This window comes from Caulobacter sp., from assembly GCF_017744445.1.
Classification (GTDB): Bacteria; Pseudomonadota; Alphaproteobacteria; order Caulobacterales; family Caulobacteraceae; genus Caulobacter.
In genome coordinates this window covers 64,855-81,073 of the sequence record NZ_JAGIBH010000002.1, presented here as the reverse complement: position 1 = coordinate 81,073, position 16,219 = coordinate 64,855, and the positions used below count along the sequence as shown (strand labels likewise).

Sequence of the window (16,219 nt, the reverse complement as noted above, 5' to 3'; positions counted from 1 at the left end):
TCCGCCCCCATGCGCCGCGTCGCTCTCCTTACCGCCCCCTGGCGTGAGCCGGTGTGGGCCCTGGCTCCGTTCCGGGATGAGCCGTACGCCTGCGCGCTGGTGACGGGCGGGCAGGGGCGGTGGTCGTATCTGCTGCGTTCGCCGGACAAGACCTTCGACACCGCCGCCGATCCGTTCGCCGCGCTGCTGGACCTGCTCGGGGCCCGTCTCGCCGGCGATCCCGAAGGCCCGCCGTTCCAGGGCGGCGTGGTCGGCCTCGCGGCCTACGAACTGGGCGACCACGTCGAGGCGCTGAACCTCGCCCGCACCGACTGGCCGGACCTCACCTGCGCCCGCTACCCGGCCCTGCTGGCCTTCGACCATCACGCGCGGCAGGTCGTCGCTGTCGGGCGCGGTGAAACCGATGTGGAAGCCGCCGAGCGCGCCCGTGCGGCGCTGGCCTGGCTGGACGCCTCCGACGATCGCGCGGCGTTCGAAGGCCCGCTGTGCGCGGATCTTTTCGCCTCCGACGCCGAAGCCTATGAGACCGCCGTGGCCGAGGTCGTCGACCGCATTGTCGGCGGCGAGATCTTCCAGGCCAATATCGCCCGCGCCTGGACCGGACGCCTGGCCGCCGGCGCCGATCCGTTCGACCTGTTCACGCGCCTGCGCGCCCAGAGCCCCGCGCCGTTCTCGGCCTATCTGCGGCTGCCGGGGCGGGCGCTGGTGTCCAACTCGCCCGAGCGTTTCCTCAAGCTCGACCCCGCCGGCGCGATCGAGACCAAGCCGATCAAGGGCACCCGCCCGCGTGGCCGCGACGCCGTGCAGGATCAGGCCCTGGCCGCCGAGCTCTTGGCCAGCGACAAGGACCGGGCCGAGAACCTGATGATCGTGGATCTGATGCGCAACGACCTGGCGCGGGTGGCGCCGCCGGGCAGCGTCAAGGCGCCGGAGCTGTTCAAGGTCGAGAGTTTCGCCAACGTCCATCACCTGGTCTCGACCGTCACGGCGCGGCTGGCGCAGGGGCGCACCGTGGCTGATCTGCTGCGGGCCAGCTTCCCGCCCGGCTCGATCACCGGCGCGCCCAAGGTGCAGGCGATGAAGGTCATCGCCGGCCTGGAGCCCCCACGCGGTCCCTATTGCGGCTCTCTGTTCTGGGCCGGCTTCGACGGGGCGTTCGACAGTTCGGTGCTGATCCGCACCGTGGGCCTCGTCCAGGACGGCGACGGCTGGCGTCTTGAGGCTCGCGCCGGGGCCGGCATCGTCGCCGACAGCGACCCGCACGGCGAACGCCTGGAGACCGAGGCCAAGATCGCGGCGCTGAAGAAGGCCCTGACCGAATGATCCCGCACGATGACCGAGGACTGCTTCTGGGCGATGGTCTGTTCGAGACCATGCTGGCGCTCGATGGCGACCTGCCCTTCATCGCCGCCCATCTCGATCGCATGGCCGCCGGCTGCGAGGTCCTGAACCTGCCCTTCGATCGCGCGCAGGCCGAGCGCATCGTCCGGGAGGCCGCGCCCGCCGCCGGCCGGTTCGCTGTCCGCCTGACCCTGACTGCCGGCTCCGGCGGCCGAGGCCTGGATCGTCCCGCCGCTCCGGTCCCCGTCCTGTTCGCCAAGGCGGCGCCCTCGGTTCCGCCCACGACCCCCGCCACGCTGATCATCGCGACCACGCGCCGCAACGAAGGCTCGCCGGCCTCGCGCCTGAAGTCGCTGAGCCATCTCGACAACGTCCTGGCCCGCGCCGAAGCCGCGGCCGCCGGCGCCGACGAGGCGGTGATGCTGAACAACCGCGGCGAGGTCGCCTGCGCCGCCGCCGCCAATCTGTTCTGGATCCGGGAAGGCCGCCTCTTCACCCCGCGCCTGGACTGCGGCGTGCTGGCGGGCGTCACCCGCGCGCGGCTGCTGGCGCGTCACGACGTCGAGGAGGTCGTTGCTGGCGTCGAAGCCCTGGAAACCGCCGACGCGATCTTCCTGACCAACAGCCTGATCGGTGTGCGCGAAGTCTCGAAGCTAGGCGGCAAAGAATTCGCGCCGCATTTGTTGGTTGGAGAGCTACGATCGACCTAGGTCTTTAGCAATAAACCCAATTTGTCTTCCTAGGCCTTGTGCCTAGGGCCCATGGCGCCGCTAGCGCTGCTCGTCAGAGCCTGGCGATGAGGCGCCCGGGGGCTCCTCGACCTCCGAGCCTGGCGGCGCCATGGGTCCTCGCCACAGGGGCGAGGAAGGCATTTGAATTTACTTATAGGTGTGCAAATGAAATGCTCCCTCCATGCGGGAGGAGCGTTATATCGCCGTCTACATCATGGCCAACCAGCGCCTCGGCACGCTGTACATCGGCGCGTCCGGCGACTTGAACCGCCGTATCTGGGAACACCGTGAAGGCCTCATCCCAGGTTTCACTAAGAAATACGGTCTCAAGCGTCTCGTCTGGTACGAGCCCCATGATGACATGGGTACAGCTTTTCAGCGCGAGCGCAGCCTCAAGCGCTGGCCGCGTCAGTGGAAGATCAATCTGATCGAGCGCGAGAACCCGGATTGGGACGATCTCTATGCGAGCCTCGTCTAAACCCTAGCTCGCGCTGTTCCACAGCACCGCGTCCGTCTTGCGCGGGCGCAGGTAGTAGGTGCGGTTGAAGGTCAGGCCGCCGGACAGGACGAACTTGATGGCCGGGGTGTAGGTGTAGCTGACGCGCGACAGGATCACGCTCTGGCTGTTCGGCAGGACGGCGGTAGGGACGTCGGTCAGGACGGCGCCCTGGGCGGGGCAGTTGGTCATGCCGGTGGCCGAGGCCTTCGACCAGGCGACGGTGTCCTTGCCGTTGGCGTCCGAGGTGACGCTGACCACGCACATCTTCAGCGCGCCCGAGACCGGGAATGGCGCCATGATGGTGTCGCCGACCTTGAAGACGTCGGCCATCTTCAGCGGGCCGGTCTGGCTGCCCTGGGCGACCAGGTCGCCGATGGCCGAGGCGATGTTGGACAGGCGCCGCTGGGCCATCATGGCCTGGGTCATCTCGGCCATGCCGCAGTACATGGTGAGCAGCACCGGCGCGATCAGGGCGAACTCCACGGCGCTGGCGCCGCGGCGATCGCGCCAGAAGCGCTTCAGGCCAGAAGGTTTGCGCGGGCTCATTCGTAGGGCTCGTTCGAGAAGGCCGTGGCCGCGTAGATGATCCGCTTGCCGCTGGCCGACTGCAGGCCCGTGGTCAGCAGCGGCGTGATCAGCGGCCAGGTGTAGTAGGCGCGGACCAGCACGATCGAGCCCGGCGAGCCTGGATCCCAGAGCATGGTCGGCGGCACCTGGGACGGGGTCGAGGTGGCGGTGCTGACGTTGGCGAAGTTGCTGTAGGTGCGCACGTCGATCTGCAGCGCCGCGTCGCACTTGGAGCCCAGCCAGCTCAGCTTGTTGCAGACGGCGGTCTTGAAGGTGGCGGCGTTGCCGCCGCCGGTCTGCACCTGGCCGGTGCGGATCGAGCGGCCCACGTCGGCGACGGCGGTCTCCAGGGTGAGCGACACCATGAACACCAGGCCCAGTTCCAGGATCGCGAAGACCAGCATCAGGAAGGGCAGGGCGACGAGGGCGAACTCGACGGCGGTGGCTCCCTGCTCGGCGCGCGCGAAGCGGTCGGCCTGGCGGGCCAGTCGCTTCCTGGCGTTGGCGAGAATGCGGGCCATGCGGCGAACTTCCCCTCGGACCCGGGCGGGTCGGTCGAGAGGAGACTAGCCGAACGATCCTAACGGCAAGTTAGGCGCGTGCTCGCGTAAGGGCGCGCGTATGTGTGGGGCGTTTTGGCGCGGGGTTACGGCGTGGTCGGAGCGGTCGTCGCGGCGGCTGCGCCGCCCAGGCGAGTGCATTGCGAGCCGCAGGCATAGTTGCTGGCGGTCTGGCCGCGATAGACGGTGACGCTGCCGCCGCCATTCTCCGACACCACGATCTGACGGTCGGCCAGGGCGCGACCGCTGGGACCGAAGGCCAGCAGGCTGGTCACGCCCGGACGCTTGCCCAGGACCACCAGGGTGCGCTCGTTGACGACGCTGACGTCGGCGATGCTGGGGTCGCCCACCACGATGTCGCGCACCGCGCCGCCCAGGGTGACGTACGAGGCCTGGCCGGCGGCGACCGGCAGATCCACCGACGCGGTGTTCACCGGCGTCGTGTTCAGCACCCGATGGGCGGGCTGGGACTGGGCGTTGGCGACGCCCCAGAAGGTCAGGGCGGCGGCGATGGCGAGCGAAAGGCGGCGCATGGAAGTTTCCGATCTCGGATCCGAACGTTCGCCAGCATCACTTTGTTTGGTCAACAAAAGACTAAAGCGCGGCCGTGTGCGCCAAAGCGTCGCTTGAGAAAATCCTTGATTCCAAAGGGTTTGTGAGGTCTCGCAAGTCTCGTGGTTAAGAACAAGTAATGGTAAATACAAATAAACCAAAAGAAAATCGCCAGAAACTATTCGGTGTTTACTCAGCATTAAGCGAGCTGGGCGAAATTGATCGTGTTTTCGGGGGTGAGCAAGTCGAACGGCTTGAGAGCCTCAAATCAACTAGCTCTGGTTTAGGAGACCAAGTCATGACCAAGTTCGTCACTCGCTTCCTGAAGGATGAATCCGGCGCCACGGCCATCGAATACGGCCTGATCGTCGCCCTGATCGCCACCATCATCGTGACCGCCGTCACGACCCTGGGCGGCAACGTGAAGCGTGGCTTCGAAAAGGCCGCCACCGCGACGAACGTGCTGTAAGACGCTTACAACACGCTCGAAAAAAGAGGGTCGGGGCTCACGCCTCGGCCCTTTTTCTTTGTTTCGCGCCAAATACTTGGCGCGATTACTGTTTTCGGAACAACCTTGGCGTCATTTTTCTTTGGTTGAACGCCTGATTAACTAGAATCTCTAGGGTTGAATTTACTATCGGCTACATATTGTCGCGCTATCAGTTCAACCCAACGGAGACTGCGTCATGACGCGCCTGCTCAAAGCCTTCGCTCAAGATGAATCCGGCGCCACGGCCATCGAATACGGCCTGATCGTCGCCCTGATCGCGACCATCATCGTGGCCGCCGTCACGACCCTGGGCGGCAACGCTCAGCGCGGCTTCGAAAAGGCCGCCACCGCGACCAACGTGCTGTAACGCGCGAACGTCACGCTCGAAAACAGAAGGGCCGAGGCGCAAGCCTCGGCCCTTTTCGCTATTCCGGCCCGTCTTTTTTGGGCCGGTTCGCGGCCGGGCGAAACGATTGCTTCACCCGCAGGCCCCACAATGAAGCGATCGAAACGAGGCGCGTTTTCGCCATGCAGGCTCTTCAGATCCTTCTGCTGATGATCTTTCCCGCCCTGGCCATCGTCGGGGCGCTGAAGGACCTGACCAGCTACACGATCCCGAACTGGGTCTCGCTGGCCCTGATCGGCGCCTTCCCCGTGGCGGCCCTGGCCGTCGGCGCGCCCCTGGCCCAGGTCGGGCTTTGCCTGGCCGTGGGTTTCGTGGGCCTGCTGATGGGCATGGGCATGTTCGCGGCCGGCTGGATCGGCGGCGGCGACGGCAAGCTGTTCGCGGCCTGCGCCCTGTGGGTGGGCTGGCCCGCCGCCCTGCCGTTCATGCTCTATACGGGCCTGGCCGGCGGCGCCCTGACCTTCGCCATCCTGGCCCTGCGCTCGGGCTACCTGGCCCCGGCCGTGGCCGGCGCCCCGGCCTGGCTACGCAAATTGGGTACAACCGGCGGCGACCTGCCTTACGGCGTGGCCATCGCCGTCGGGGCCCTGGCGGCCTTCCCGCAAAGCCCCCTGGCTCACGGAATTCTGGGCTGATCACGCCCCGCACGCGTCGGTTGCGGCCGCGCTTGCCCGACTCGTCCCGCGACAGCCTGTCGCGCGCATCCCGGCTTTCAGGTTAAAAACTTTTAGCGCCCGTTAACCATGCGCGAGCGACCATGGGACGTGGCCAGAAAGGCTGACTGACGAATCGTGCGTGCTCGCCTGAAGGCGACCGTGCGGCTCACCCTAGAGTTTCAGCCCGCGCCATGAGCCCCGTCCGCCTCCTGATCGTCCTGGTCGCCGCCATCTCGGCCATCGGCCTCGCCGTGGTCCTGCAGAAGGCCATGGGCGGCAAGTCCGACGCCGCGCCGACGGCCAAGGTCGCGCCCGCCGAGGCGCCGAGCAAGCCCATGACCCAGGTGCTGGTGGCCAAGCGCGACCTGCCGATCGGCACGCGCCTGGTGGCCGCCGACGTCGCCTGGCAGGCTTGGCCGGCCGACGCCATCAACGGCGCCTTCATCACCAACGGCGCCGCGCCCGCCAAGCCCGAAGGCAAGGTCGAGGAAGCCAAGGCCACCCTGGCCAACACCGCCGACCAGATGATCGGCGGCGATCCGGCCAAGGTCGTCGAGGGCGCGATCGTTCGCGACCCGATCCTGACCGGCGAGCCGATCACCAACCGCAAGATCGTGCGCGGCGGGGAGGGCGGCTACCTCTCGGTCGTGCTGACGCCGGGCAAGCGGGCCATGTCCGTGCCCGTTACCTCCGACACCGCCGTCGGCGGCTTCATCCTGCCCGGCGACCGCGTCGACGTGCTGATGACCCGCGACGTCCAGAACAACTCGCCGGAAGGCGGCTCGACCAAGACGACCGTCGCCGAGACCGTGCTGCAGAACATCCGTGTCCTGGCCCTGGACCAGAGCACCGCCGCCGACAAGGACGCCAAGTCCATCGTCGCGGCGACCGCCACGCTCGAGGTCGGCCCGAACGAGGCCGAGGCCCTGGCCCGGGCCAAGGCCGGCGGTCCGGTGACCCTGGCCCTGCGCGCCTATACCGACCTGGGCGGTCCCTCGGGCATGACGCGCCCGATCGCCCAAGACGACTCCACCGTCCGCATCAACCGCGGCGGTCAGACCACCAGCGTGGCGGTGCGCCCATGAGCCGCCCCCAGAGCCGCCCTACGAGCTGCCGCCTGAAAGCGAACATGACCCACAAGCGCCTGACGGCCCCCGTGGCCGCCATGCTGGCCCTCTCCTGGACCGCGCCGGCCTTCGCCGACGGTCCGGTGGGCGGCTCGCACGTCTATCGCCCCGCCGCGCGCGTCTCGCGCCCGGCCCCGCCGCCGCCCGCGCCGGTCTATGCCCCGCCGCCGGGCGAGCAGGTGACCCGCATCACCCTGACCGCCGACCAGGGCGCGGCCGCCGTCGAGCTGGCCAAGGGCAAGTCGGCGATCATCGAGCTGCCGACCGACGTTCGCGACCTGCTGGTCACCGACCCGCGGATCGCCGACGCGGTGCTGCGCGACAAGCGCCGCATCTATGTCGTCGGCCTGGCCGAGGGCACGACCGACGCGGCCTTCTTCGACGCGACCGGCCGCCGCATCGTGTCGCTGAACATCCGGGTCACCCAGCCGATCGACCAGCTGGCCGACACGCTCAACAGCGTCCTGCCCAACGCCAAGATCCGCGTGCAGCCGGTTCGCGACAGCGTCGTGCTGACGGGCCTGGTGCGCAACGCCTCGGAATCCGACGCCGCCGCGCGCATCGCCGCCCAGTTCGTCGGCAAGCCCGAGAACGTGCTGAACATGCTCAGCATCGCCGGCAAGGACCAGGTGATGCTGCAGGTCCGTATCGTCGAGGTGCAGCGCAACGTCGTCAAACAGCTGGGCGTCGACATGAACGCGGTGCTGGGCCAGCTGGGCCAGGACCAGTTCAGCTTTGGCATCTCGCCGACCTACGGCGTCAACGGCAGCCTGCTGGGCGGCGTGACCGGCGGCTACAAGCTGGACACCACCAAGGTCCCGGTCATCAAGCGCGACATCGTCGTGCCGATCCGCACCTGTGACGCCACCACCGGCATCTGCACCACCACCGATACGATCAAGACCTACGACTTCGTCGATCCCAAGGATCCGCTGTCGACGATCAAGGACTCGGCCGGCAGCACCGGTACGAACCAGGCCAAGAGCATGCTGCAGGCCTTCGAGCGCGTCGGCCTGGTCCGCACCCTGGCCGAGCCCAGCCTGACGGCCGTGTCGGGCGAGGCGGGCCACTTCCTGGTCGGCGGCGAGTTCCCGGTCCCGACCGGCAGCGACACCACCGGCAAGGTGACCATCGAATTCAAGCCGTACGGCGTGGGCCTGGGCTACACCCCGGTCGTGCTGTCGGGCGGCCGCATCTCGCTGAAGATCTCGACCGAGGTTTCTGAACTGTCCAGCCTGGGCTCGTTCTCGATGGCCACGGGCACGGGGGCCGGCGCCGCCACCCTGACCGTCCCCGGCCTGGCCGTGCGCCGCGCCGAGACGACGGTCGAGCTGCCCTCGGGCGGGTCGTTCATGATCGCCGGCCTGCTGCAGCAGACCACCAAGCAGACCATCGACTCGGTGCCGGGCATGACCTCGATGCCGATCCTGGGCACGCTGTTCCGCTCGCGCGATTTCCTGAGCGGCCAGACCGAGCTGGTGGTCATCGTGACGCCGTACCTGGTCGATCCGGCCCGCCCGCAGGACCTGCAGACGCCGGCCGACGGCCTGCGGATCGCCAGCGACATGAGCACGGTCTTCATGGGCCGTCTGAACAAGGTCGTGAAGGCGCCGCCGGGCGCCAATGCGGGGCGCGCCTATCAGGGCCCCGTCGGTTATGTGATCGAGTAGGACGCCGCCATGACGCTTCGCACCTCCGTCAAGATCGTCCTGATCGCCGCCGCCGCGGCCGGCCTGTCGGCCTGCGCCTCGGCGCCGAAGGACGAGGGTCCTTCCAAGACCGCCGCGACCGAAACCCAGCAGTGGATGGACAAGATCAAGGTCACGTCCGCGCCGGACGAGATCGTGCTGGCCACGCACGCCACGGGCATGTCGGCCAACCAGGGCTCGGCCCTGGAAGACCTGGTCGCGCGCTGGCTGGAGGCCGAGGGCCGCGAGCTGGTCGTCACCACCCCCAACAGCGCCGGCCTGATGGCCGGGCAGGTCCGCGACCGCCTGATCGCCCTGGGCGCGCCGCCCGCCCGCGTGCGCATCGTCGGCTTCAACCCGACGGGGGCCGAGGACAACACCATCCGCGTCGGCTTCCTGCGCTACGAGGCCGAGAAGCTGAAATGCGGCCAGCACTGGGAAAACCTGACGGCGACCCGCAACAACACCGCCTATGACAACTTCGGCTGCGCCATGGCCGCCAACCTGGCCGCCCAGGTGGCCAACCCCGAGGACCTGATCCGGCCACGCGACATGACCCCGGCCGACACCGGCCGCCGCGACCGCGTCACCGACCTCTATCGCAAGGGCGAGGTCACCAGCTCGGCCAAGGACGAGCAGGCCAACGGCTCGATCTCGAAGGCGATCCCGTAATGCGGCCGACCGACAACGATCCTTTCGACCTGGGCTTCGACGCCGCCGACGAGTTCACCACCGGCGCGTCCGATCCCTGGCGCTCGTCCGCGCCCTCGCTGACTCCGGCGGGTGGCTTCGACGATCCGTTCGCCGACTTCCCGCCGGCCCGCCCGCGCGAGGACGCTCCGCCCGCCCGCGCCCCGCAGGCCGCGCCGCCGGCGACGCGTCCGCAGCAGCAGCAGGCCCGCCCGCCGCAGCCGCAACAGCGCGCGCCGCAGCCGGCCGCGCCTAACCTGAACGATCGTGACCTGCACGATCGCGACCTGGACATCGCCTCGCCGCCGGCCCCGGCCGCCGCGGCGCCGGTCTATCACGAGCCGATCCCCGACACCGGCATGGGCGAGGCGGTGATCCCGCGCATCACCCTGCACGCCTTCTGCGCCCGTCCCGAGACGATGGCGCTGCTGGAGCACGTCGCCGCCGACCGCCGCATGGCCCGCGCCTCGACCATCGTCCGTGACGGTGGCCTGGAGGCGGCCGTCGAATACTACCAGAACCAGCCGACGCCCTCGCTGGTCATGGTCGAGACCACCGACACCGCCCAGCGCCTGCTGCACCTGCTCGACAGCCTGGCCCAGGTCTGCGACCCGGGCACCAAGGTGGTCGTGGTCGGCCAGACCAACGACATCGCCCTGTATCGCGAGCTGATCCGTCGCGGCGTTTCGGAGTACTTGACCCAGCCGCTGTCGCCCTTGCAGGTGATCCGCGCCGTCGGCGGCCTGTATGCCGACCCGTCCGCGCCGTTCATCGGCCGCCAGATCGCCTTCGTCGGCGCCAAGGGCGGGGTAGGGGCCTCGACGCTGTCGCACAACTTCGCCTGGGCCATGGCCGAGAAGATGCAGACCGCCACCGTGCTGGTCGATCTGGACCTGGCCTTCGGCACCGCCGGCCTCGACTTCAACCAGGATCCGCTGCAAGGGGTGCTGGACGCCCTGACCCAGCCCGATCGCCTGGATCCGGTGCTGATGGACCGCATGATGGTCCGCTGCGGCGATCGCCTGAGCCTGTTCGCCGCCCCGGCCTCGCTGGACGACGACTACGAGATCAGCGCCGACGCCTTCGAGGAAGTGACCCAGAAGATCCGCGGCGCCGCGCCCTTCGTGGTGCTGGACATCCCACACGTCTGGAACGCCGCCGCCCGCCGGGTGCTGGTCGGCTCGGACGACCTGGTGGTGGTGGCGACGCCCGACCTGGCCAGCTTGCGCAACGCCAAGAACATCATCGACCTGGTCAAGGGTTCGCGGCCCAACGACGTGCCGCCGCGCCTCGTGCTGAACCAGGTCGGCGTGCCCGGCCGTCCCGAGATCCCCGTGAAGGATTTCGGCGAGGCGCTGGGCGTCCAGCCTTCGCTGGTGCTGCCGTTCGATCCCAAGCCCTACGGCCAGGCGGCCAATAACGGCCAGATGCTGGCCGAGGTGGCGCCCAAGTCGAAGGCCGCCGAGGGCCTGGAGCACCTGGCCCGCCTGATCAGCCGGCGTGAACCGCCGCCCGTCCAGAAATCTTCCATGCTCTCGGGCCTGTTCAAGAAGAAATAGATGTTCGGCAAGCGCGACCAGTCAGCCCCCGCCGAACAAAAGGCGCCGCCCCCCGCTCCGGCGGGCGGCGCGCCCATCGCCACGCGCCCGCAACGGGTCGAGCCGACCGCCGCGCCAGAGCCGAAAGCGCCGGCTCCCAAGGTCAACGGTCCCGCGCCCAAGGCGACGGCGGGCCTGGACCAGCTGCGCGCCGCCCAGAACCAGCCGCAAACGGCCAACATCGTCCGCGAGCAGAGCGACTACTACCACGCCACCAAGACCACGATCTTCAACGCCCTGCTGAACACCATCGACCTGAGCCAGCTGGCCCAGCTCGACCAGAAGCAGGCGGCCGAGGAGATCCGCGACATCGTCGCCGAGCTGGTGGCGATCAAGAACGTCTCGATGTCGGTCTCCGAGCAGGAGCACCTGGTTCAGGACATCATCAACGACGTCCTCGGCTATGGTCCGCTGGAGCCGCTGCTGGCTCGCGACGACATCGCCGACATCATGGTCAATGGCGCGCACCGCGTGTTCATCGAAGTGGGCGGCAAGGTCCAGCTGACCAATGTGCGCTTCCGCGACAATCTGCAGCTGATGAACATCTGTCAGCGGATCGTCAGCCAGGTCGGCCGCCGCGTCGACGAAAGCAGCCCCATCTGCGACGCCCGCCTGCCCGACGGCTCGCGTGTGAACGTCATCGCCCCGCCCTTGGCTCTGGATGGTCCGACCCTGACCATCCGGAAGTTCAAGAAGGACAAGCTGACGATGAAGAACCTGGTGGAGTTCGCCTCCATCAGCCCGGAAGGGGCCCGGGTTCTGGGCGTCATCGGCGCCTGCCGCTGCAACATCGTCATCTCCGGCGGTACGGGCTCGGGCAAGACGACTCTGCTCAACACCATGACCGCGTTCATCGACCCCACCGAACGGGTCGTGACCTGCGAAGACGCCGCCGAACTGCAGCTGCAACAGCCGCACGTGGTGCGCCTAGAAACCCGTCCGCCGAACCTGGAAGGCTCCGGTGCGGTGACCATGCGGGATCTCGTGAAGAACTGTCTGCGTATGCGTCCCGAGCGCATCATCGTCGGTGAAGTCCGTGGCCCGGAGGCGTTCGACCTCCTGCAGGCCATGAACACCGGCCACGACGGCTCGATGGGCACGCTGCACGCCAACAGCCCGCGCGAAGCCATCAGCCGTATCGAGTCCATGATCACGATGGGCGGCTATGGCCTGCCCTCGAAGACCATCAAGGAGATGATCGTCGGCTCGGTCGACGTCATCGTCCAGGCCGCGCGCCTGCGGGACGGTAGCCGTCGGATCACCCACATCACCGAGGTGGTCGGCCTGGAAGGCGACGTCATCGTCACCCAGGACCTCTTCGTCTACGAGATCACTGGCGAGGACGACGCGGGCAAGGTCGTGGGCAAGCACCGCTCGACCGGCATCGCCCGCCCGCGCTTCTGGGACCGCGCCCGCTATTACGGCCTGGAGCGCGAGCTGGCCGAAGCCCTCGACGCGGCGGAGTAGGCGGCCATGCTGTTCATCCTGGCCGGGATCCTGGGCTTCATCACCATCGCGGGCCTGGGCTTCGCCTTCGCCGGCGGCGACAGCGACGCGGCCAAGGCGACCAAGCGCGCCCAGCTGATCGCGGGCGGCGGCGAGCGCCAGGCCGCCGTGCGCGCCAAGGCGGCCGCCAACACGCCCGACGCCCGCCGCCAGTCGATCCTCAAGGCCCTGAAGGACCAGGAGCGCAAGCAGAAGAAGGCCACGCTGAGCATCGGCTCGCGCATGCAGGCCGCGGGCCTGGCGCCGAACGTCAAGGCGTTCTGGATCGTCAGCGGCGTGCTGGGCGTGTTCGTGGCCCTGATGATCGTGGTGATGGGCCAGTCGCCGCTGGTCGCCCTGGGCGCGGGTTTCGCCGCCGGCGCGGGCCTGCCGCGCTGGGTGCTGGGCTTCCTGGCCAAGGGCCGGACCACCAAGTTCACCGAGTCCTTCGCCGACGCCGTCGACATCATCGTGCGCGGCATCAAGTCGGGCCTGCCGGTCCACGACTGTCTGAAGATCATCGGCAAGGAGTGCCCCGAGCCCCTGGCCGGCGAGTTCCGCACCCTGACCGAGAACGTCGCCATGGGCGTGCCGATGGATGCGGCCCTGGAGAAGATGTACGAGCGCATGCCGACCAACGAGCTGCGCTTCTTCGCCATCGTGCTGGCCATCCAGCAGAAGACCGGCGGCAACCTGGCCGAAGCCCTGGGCAACCTCTCCACCGTGCTGCGCGCGCGCAAGCTGATGAAGGAGAAGATCAAGGCGCTCTCCGCAGAGGCGGTCGCCTCGGCCTTCATCATCGGCTGCCTGCCGCCCGGCGTCGTGACGCTGCTGACCGTGATGTCGCCGGCCTACATGAAGCCGATGTTCACCGACCCGCGCGGTCACATGATGATCCTGGCCGGCTCCTGTCTGATGGCCATGGGCATCTTCGTGATGCGCAAGATGATCAACTTCAAATTCTAGGGGGGAGGGGCCAGTGAGCATCGTCGACACCGTAACCAACCCCTCGAACCTGCTGACGGCGTTCATCGCCATCGTGGTGTTCGCCACCATCATCACGATCGCCGGCCCGGCGATGCGCGACAACAACCTGGAAGGCCGCCTGAAGTCGGTGGCCAACCGCCGCGAGGAACTGCGCCGCCGTTCGCGCCAGAACATCGCCTCGCGCACCGGGGGCGGCAACGGCAGCTCGCTGCGCCACACCGACGAGGGCCTCTACAAGAACGTCGTCGACCGGCTGCAGCTGTCCAAGCTGCTGGAAGATCCCAAGGTCGTCGACAAGCTGGCCCAGGCCGGCTTCCGCGGTCCGCGCCCGGTGTCGACCTTCTACTTCTTCCGCTTCGTCATGCCGTTCGCCTGCGCGGCCATCGCGGCGTTCTATCTTTACGTGATCAACGCCTTCGACCTGCAGCCCCTGCAGAAGGTCTGCGCCGTCGTGGGCTTCCTGGCGCTCGGCTACTACGCGCCCAACGTCTACATCACCAACGTCGCCCAGAAGCGCCGCGAGTCGATCGTCGCCGCCTTCCCCGACGCCCTGGACCTGCTGCTGATCTGCGTGGAAAGCGGCATGTCGATCGAGGCGGCCATCCAGAAGGTCGGCTCGGAAGTCGGCGCCTCGTCGATGGAGCTGGCCGAGGAACTGTCCCTGCTCACCGCCGAGCTGTCCTACCTGCCCGACCGCCGCCTAGCCTATGAGAACCTGGCCCGCCGGACCAACCACCCGGGCATCAAGTCCGTGGCCACCGCCATGATCCAGGCCGAGCGCTACGGCACGCCGCTGGGCACCGCCCTGCGCGTCATGGCCAAGGAAAACCGCGAACTGCGCCTCTCGGCCGCCGAGAAGAAGGCCGCGGCCCTGCCGGCCCAGCTGACCGTGCCGATGATCATGTTCTTCCTGCCGGTGCTGTTCCTGATGATCCTGGGCCCGGCGATCATGAACATCATGGACGTCTTCGGGAAGAAGTAGTCCCCCACGCGCACCGAGTGGCGCATGGTTTGCGAAGTCCTAACCGTTCAGTATCGGTTTGGGACAGTGCGATGGATCATGGCTTCGGAAAGGGTCCTCCGGCCCGCGTTTTCGCGCGGGAAGAGGAGGGCGGCGCCGCCCTCGAGACCGGCCTGCTGCTGGCGCTGGCGGCGTTCTGCGCGTTCACGGTGAAACACCTGATCGCCACGCCCCTGCTAGGGAGCTTCACCAAGGCCGCCCAGGCGATGAGCCAGGCGCTGGCGGGGTAGGGCCAAGTACCCTCACCTTAAAAATAGCCCGTCATTCTCGCCCTTGTGGCGGGAACCCCTGGTTCAGCCCGCACGTGCGTAGCCTGTGGATCGTGGGCGGCCAGCCCCATCCTCACCTGCGACGGACAAAGGGGTTCCCGCCACAAGGGCGAGAATGACGGGGCTATTTTGTTCATGTATTGTTCTTTGCCGAAATGGGAGAGAACCATGGTCCCACGCGAAGCCTGGATCGCGGTCTACATGATGGCCGACCGCTATCGTGGGACTCTATACGTCGGCGTCACTGGCCACTTCATCACCCGCGCCACCGACCATCGCGAAGGCCGAGGCTCAGGCTTCACCCGTAAATATGGGCTGACGCGTCTCGTCTGGTATGAAGAACACGAGCTGATGACCGAGGCCATCCAGCGCGAGACCTCGCTCAAGCGTTGGCCGCGTCAGTGGAAGATCAATCTAATCGAGCGGGACAATCCGCGCTGGGGGGATCTGTATTCGGCGGTGTTCGAATGGACGCCCGTTCCGCGTCAGATCTAGCGACCTATCCCAAAACGTCCGTCATTCCCGCCCTCGTGGCGGGAACCCCTGGTTCAGCCCGCACGTGCGTGGCCAGCGGATCGTCGGCGATCATCCCCATTCTCACCTGCGACCGACAGAGGGGTTCCCGCCACAAGGGCGGGAATGACGGTGTTTTAGATTGATACGTAGGTTGCCGGACCTACTGCCCGCCGCCCGCCTTCAGAGACTCCCAGCTCCGCCCCGCGCCGGCCTGGCCGGTCGCGGCGCGCAGGTAGGCCAGGTTGTTGGCGACCTGTTCGGGGGGGAGGTCGGCGCGGGCCAGTTTTTCGGCTTCGGGCAGGCGGCCTTGCAGACCGACCACCAGAGCCAGGTTTTGGCGCACCTGGATGGTGGCCGTCGGCAGGGCGCTAGCGCGGCGCAGCTGGGCTTCGGCGCCGGCCAGGTCGCCCTTGGCGGCCAGGTGCATGGCGTAGTTGGCCAGCGGCGCGGCTTCGGTCGGAGCCAGGGCCAGAGCCTGGCGGTGCGCGGCCTCGGCCTCGTCGTCGCGCTCGGCCTGCTCGTAGGCCACGCCCAGCAGGGTCAGCGGACGCCAGTCCTTGGGGTTGGCCGCGGCGGCCTTGCGGGCCGGATCGATGGCGTAGAAGCCCTGGCCGCGCGCGATGTGGGCGCGGGCCAGTTCCAGCAGCAGCGTCTCGTCATTGGGGTTGGAGACCAGCGCCTTGGTCGCGGCCTCGGCGGCGTCGTCATTGCGGCCTAGGCCCCGCAGGGCCTGGGCCAGGCCGGCGCCGGCCTGGGCGTCGGCCGGATCGATCTCGAACTCGGACCCCCAGAAGGCGGCGCGGGCCAGCGGGTCCAGGCGCATGGCCTCGGCGCGCTGCTGCGGCGAGGCCTTGGTCGGGGCCGGGGCGGCGGCTTGCGGGGCGGGCTTGGGCGCGTCCGCCGCGAAGGCGGGAGCAGCCAAAACCAAGAAAGCCTGGCCCAGAAGAACGGGAGCGAGAACGGTTGCGACGAGCGCGCGCTTGCGACACATGAAAGACATGTCTCCAGAGAGTGCGCCCATCATCCGGGCGCGGCC

19 protein-coding genes are annotated in these 16,219 nt (G+C 68.1%); 15 read left to right on the top strand and 4 right to left on the bottom strand.

The features are described 5' to 3' along the window. Positions 1-9 precede the first annotated feature (9 nt). The 3 genes from pabB (at position 10) to J7528_RS03715 (ending at position 2,550) form a co-directional block, all read left to right on the top strand. The gene (gene pabB, locus J7528_RS03725; RefSeq protein WP_291871481.1) at positions 10-1,323 is read left to right on the top strand and encodes an aminodeoxychorismate synthase, component I; all 1,314 of its coding nucleotides are present in this window, start codon (positions 10-12) and stop codon (positions 1,321-1,323) included. After that, on the top strand, positions 1,320-2,051 hold the full coding sequence (locus tag J7528_RS03720; protein ID WP_291871479.1) for an aminotransferase class IV: 732 nt from the start codon (positions 1,320-1,322) through the stop codon (positions 2,049-2,051). The genes pabB and J7528_RS03720 overlap by 4 nt, the downstream gene beginning before the upstream one ends. 202 nt (positions 2,052-2,253) lie before the next feature. Beyond that, positions 2,254-2,550, top strand: a complete 297-nt coding sequence (locus tag J7528_RS03715; RefSeq protein WP_291871477.1) for a GIY-YIG nuclease family protein — start codon at positions 2,254-2,256, stop codon at positions 2,548-2,550. A gap of 3 nt (positions 2,551-2,553) precedes the next feature. Here the strand turns inward: J7528_RS03715 and J7528_RS03710 are convergent, their stop codons facing one another. The 3 genes from J7528_RS03710 to J7528_RS03700 all read right to left on the bottom strand — a co-directional run bounded on the left by J7528_RS03710 (position 2,554) and on the right by J7528_RS03700 (position 4,231). Continuing rightward, complete coding sequence (locus J7528_RS03710) at positions 2,554-3,117, bottom strand: TadE/TadG family type IV pilus assembly protein (protein WP_291871474.1); 564 nt, start codon at positions 3,115-3,117, stop codon at positions 2,554-2,556. After that, positions 3,114-3,659, bottom strand: coding sequence for a TadE/TadG family type IV pilus assembly protein (locus J7528_RS03705; RefSeq protein WP_291871472.1), 546 nt, complete (start codon positions 3,657-3,659; stop codon positions 3,114-3,116). The genes J7528_RS03710 and J7528_RS03705 overlap by 4 nt, the downstream gene beginning before the upstream one ends. Before the next feature lie 125 nt (positions 3,660-3,784). Next, positions 3,785-4,231, bottom strand: coding sequence for a pilus assembly protein N-terminal domain-containing protein (locus J7528_RS03700; protein WP_291871470.1), 447 nt, complete (start codon positions 4,229-4,231; stop codon positions 3,785-3,787). 317 nt (positions 4,232-4,548) lie between these two features. On the opposite strand from J7528_RS03700, the gene J7528_RS03695 reads away from it, so the two are divergent. The 12 genes from J7528_RS03695 (at position 4,549) to J7528_RS03640 (ending at position 15,162) form a co-directional block, all read left to right on the top strand. Next, complete coding sequence (locus tag J7528_RS03695; RefSeq protein ID WP_291871468.1) at positions 4,549-4,719, top strand: Flp family type IVb pilin; 171 nt, start codon at positions 4,549-4,551, stop codon at positions 4,717-4,719. 217 nt (positions 4,720-4,936) lie between these two features. Next, positions 4,937-5,107, top strand: coding sequence for a Flp family type IVb pilin (locus J7528_RS03690; RefSeq protein WP_291871466.1), 171 nt, complete (start codon positions 4,937-4,939; stop codon positions 5,105-5,107). Positions 5,108-5,268: 161 nt separating this feature from the next. Beyond that, positions 5,269-5,781, top strand: a complete 513-nt coding sequence (locus tag J7528_RS03685) for a prepilin peptidase (RefSeq protein ID WP_291871464.1) — start codon at positions 5,269-5,271, stop codon at positions 5,779-5,781. 212 nt (positions 5,782-5,993) lie between these two features. Then, positions 5,994-6,887 carry a Flp pilus assembly protein CpaB gene (gene cpaB / locus J7528_RS03680; protein ID WP_291871462.1) on the top strand — a complete coding sequence of 298 codons (894 nt, stop codon included), beginning with the start codon at positions 5,994-5,996 and terminating at the stop codon, positions 6,885-6,887. 44 nt (positions 6,888-6,931) lie between these two features. Next, complete coding sequence (locus J7528_RS03675; protein WP_291871460.1) at positions 6,932-8,599, top strand: type II and III secretion system protein family protein; 1,668 nt, start codon at positions 6,932-6,934, stop codon at positions 8,597-8,599. Positions 8,600-8,608: 9 nt separating this feature from the next. Further along, positions 8,609-9,289 carry a CpaD family pilus assembly lipoprotein gene (locus J7528_RS03670; protein ID WP_291871458.1) on the top strand — a complete coding sequence of 227 codons (681 nt, stop codon included), beginning with the start codon at positions 8,609-8,611 and terminating at the stop codon, positions 9,287-9,289. Continuing rightward, complete coding sequence (locus J7528_RS03665; RefSeq protein WP_291871456.1) at positions 9,289-10,866, top strand: CpaE family protein; 1,578 nt, start codon at positions 9,289-9,291, stop codon at positions 10,864-10,866. Before J7528_RS03670 ends, J7528_RS03665 begins: the two co-directional genes overlap by 1 nt. After that, positions 10,867-12,372, top strand: coding sequence for a CpaF family protein (locus J7528_RS03660; protein ID WP_291871454.1), 1,506 nt, complete (start codon positions 10,867-10,869; stop codon positions 12,370-12,372). A gap of 6 nt (positions 12,373-12,378) precedes the next feature. Further along, complete coding sequence (locus J7528_RS03655) at positions 12,379-13,356, top strand: type II secretion system F family protein (RefSeq protein WP_291871452.1); 978 nt, start codon at positions 12,379-12,381, stop codon at positions 13,354-13,356. A gap of 13 nt (positions 13,357-13,369) precedes the next feature. Next, positions 13,370-14,359, top strand: coding sequence for a type II secretion system F family protein (locus J7528_RS03650; protein WP_291871450.1), 990 nt, complete (start codon positions 13,370-13,372; stop codon positions 14,357-14,359). Positions 14,360-14,430: 71 nt separating this feature from the next. Continuing rightward, positions 14,431-14,628, top strand: a complete 198-nt coding sequence (locus J7528_RS03645) for a hypothetical protein (RefSeq protein ID WP_291871448.1) — start codon at positions 14,431-14,433, stop codon at positions 14,626-14,628. Between the two features lie 207 nt (positions 14,629-14,835). Next, positions 14,836-15,162 (top strand): GIY-YIG nuclease family protein, encoded by a 327-nt coding sequence (locus J7528_RS03640; protein ID WP_291871446.1) that lies wholly within the window; start codon positions 14,836-14,838, stop codon positions 15,160-15,162. A gap of 181 nt (positions 15,163-15,343) precedes the next feature. Here the strand turns inward: J7528_RS03640 and J7528_RS03635 are convergent, their stop codons facing one another. Beyond that, a complete protein-coding gene (locus tag J7528_RS03635) occupies positions 15,344-16,174 on the bottom strand; it encodes a tetratricopeptide repeat protein (RefSeq protein WP_291871444.1) in 831 nt (276 codons plus the stop codon). Positions 16,175-16,219: the final 45 nt, after the last annotated feature.

Bases quoted from the DNA above. Each gene is read 5' to 3' on its own strand.
- pabB (WP_291871481.1), top strand. From the start codon at position 10: ATGCGCCGCGTCGCTCTCCTTACCGCCCCCTGGCGTGAGCCGGTGTGG.
- J7528_RS03720 (WP_291871479.1), top strand. From the start codon at position 1,320: ATGATCCCGCACGATGACCGAGGACTGCTTCTGGGCGATGGTCTGTTC.
- J7528_RS03715 (WP_291871477.1), top strand. From the start codon at position 2,254: ATGCGGGAGGAGCGTTATATCGCCGTCTACATCATGGCCAACCAGCGC.
- J7528_RS03710 (WP_291871474.1), bottom strand. From the start codon at position 3,117: ATGAGCCCGCGCAAACCTTCTGGCCTGAAGCGCTTCTGGCGCGATCGC.
- J7528_RS03705 (WP_291871472.1), bottom strand. From the start codon at position 3,659: ATGGCCCGCATTCTCGCCAACGCCAGGAAGCGACTGGCCCGCCAGGCC.
- J7528_RS03700 (WP_291871470.1), bottom strand. From the start codon at position 4,231: ATGCGCCGCCTTTCGCTCGCCATCGCCGCCGCCCTGACCTTCTGGGGC.
- J7528_RS03695 (WP_291871468.1), top strand. From the start codon at position 4,549: ATGACCAAGTTCGTCACTCGCTTCCTGAAGGATGAATCCGGCGCCACG.
- J7528_RS03690 (WP_291871466.1), top strand. From the start codon at position 4,937: ATGACGCGCCTGCTCAAAGCCTTCGCTCAAGATGAATCCGGCGCCACG.
- J7528_RS03685 (WP_291871464.1), top strand. From the start codon at position 5,269: ATGCAGGCTCTTCAGATCCTTCTGCTGATGATCTTTCCCGCCCTGGCC.
- cpaB (WP_291871462.1), top strand. From the start codon at position 5,994: ATGAGCCCCGTCCGCCTCCTGATCGTCCTGGTCGCCGCCATCTCGGCC.
- J7528_RS03675 (WP_291871460.1), top strand. From the start codon at position 6,932: ATGACCCACAAGCGCCTGACGGCCCCCGTGGCCGCCATGCTGGCCCTC.
- J7528_RS03670 (WP_291871458.1), top strand. From the start codon at position 8,609: ATGACGCTTCGCACCTCCGTCAAGATCGTCCTGATCGCCGCCGCCGCG.
- J7528_RS03665 (WP_291871456.1), top strand. From the start codon at position 9,289: ATGCGGCCGACCGACAACGATCCTTTCGACCTGGGCTTCGACGCCGCC.
- J7528_RS03660 (WP_291871454.1), top strand. From the start codon at position 10,867: ATGTTCGGCAAGCGCGACCAGTCAGCCCCCGCCGAACAAAAGGCGCCG.
- J7528_RS03655 (WP_291871452.1), top strand. From the start codon at position 12,379: ATGCTGTTCATCCTGGCCGGGATCCTGGGCTTCATCACCATCGCGGGC.
- J7528_RS03645 (WP_291871448.1), top strand. From the start codon at position 14,431: ATGGATCATGGCTTCGGAAAGGGTCCTCCGGCCCGCGTTTTCGCGCGG.
- J7528_RS03640 (WP_291871446.1), top strand. From the start codon at position 14,836: ATGGTCCCACGCGAAGCCTGGATCGCGGTCTACATGATGGCCGACCGC.
- J7528_RS03635 (WP_291871444.1), bottom strand. From the start codon at position 16,174: ATGTGTCGCAAGCGCGCGCTCGTCGCAACCGTTCTCGCTCCCGTTCTT.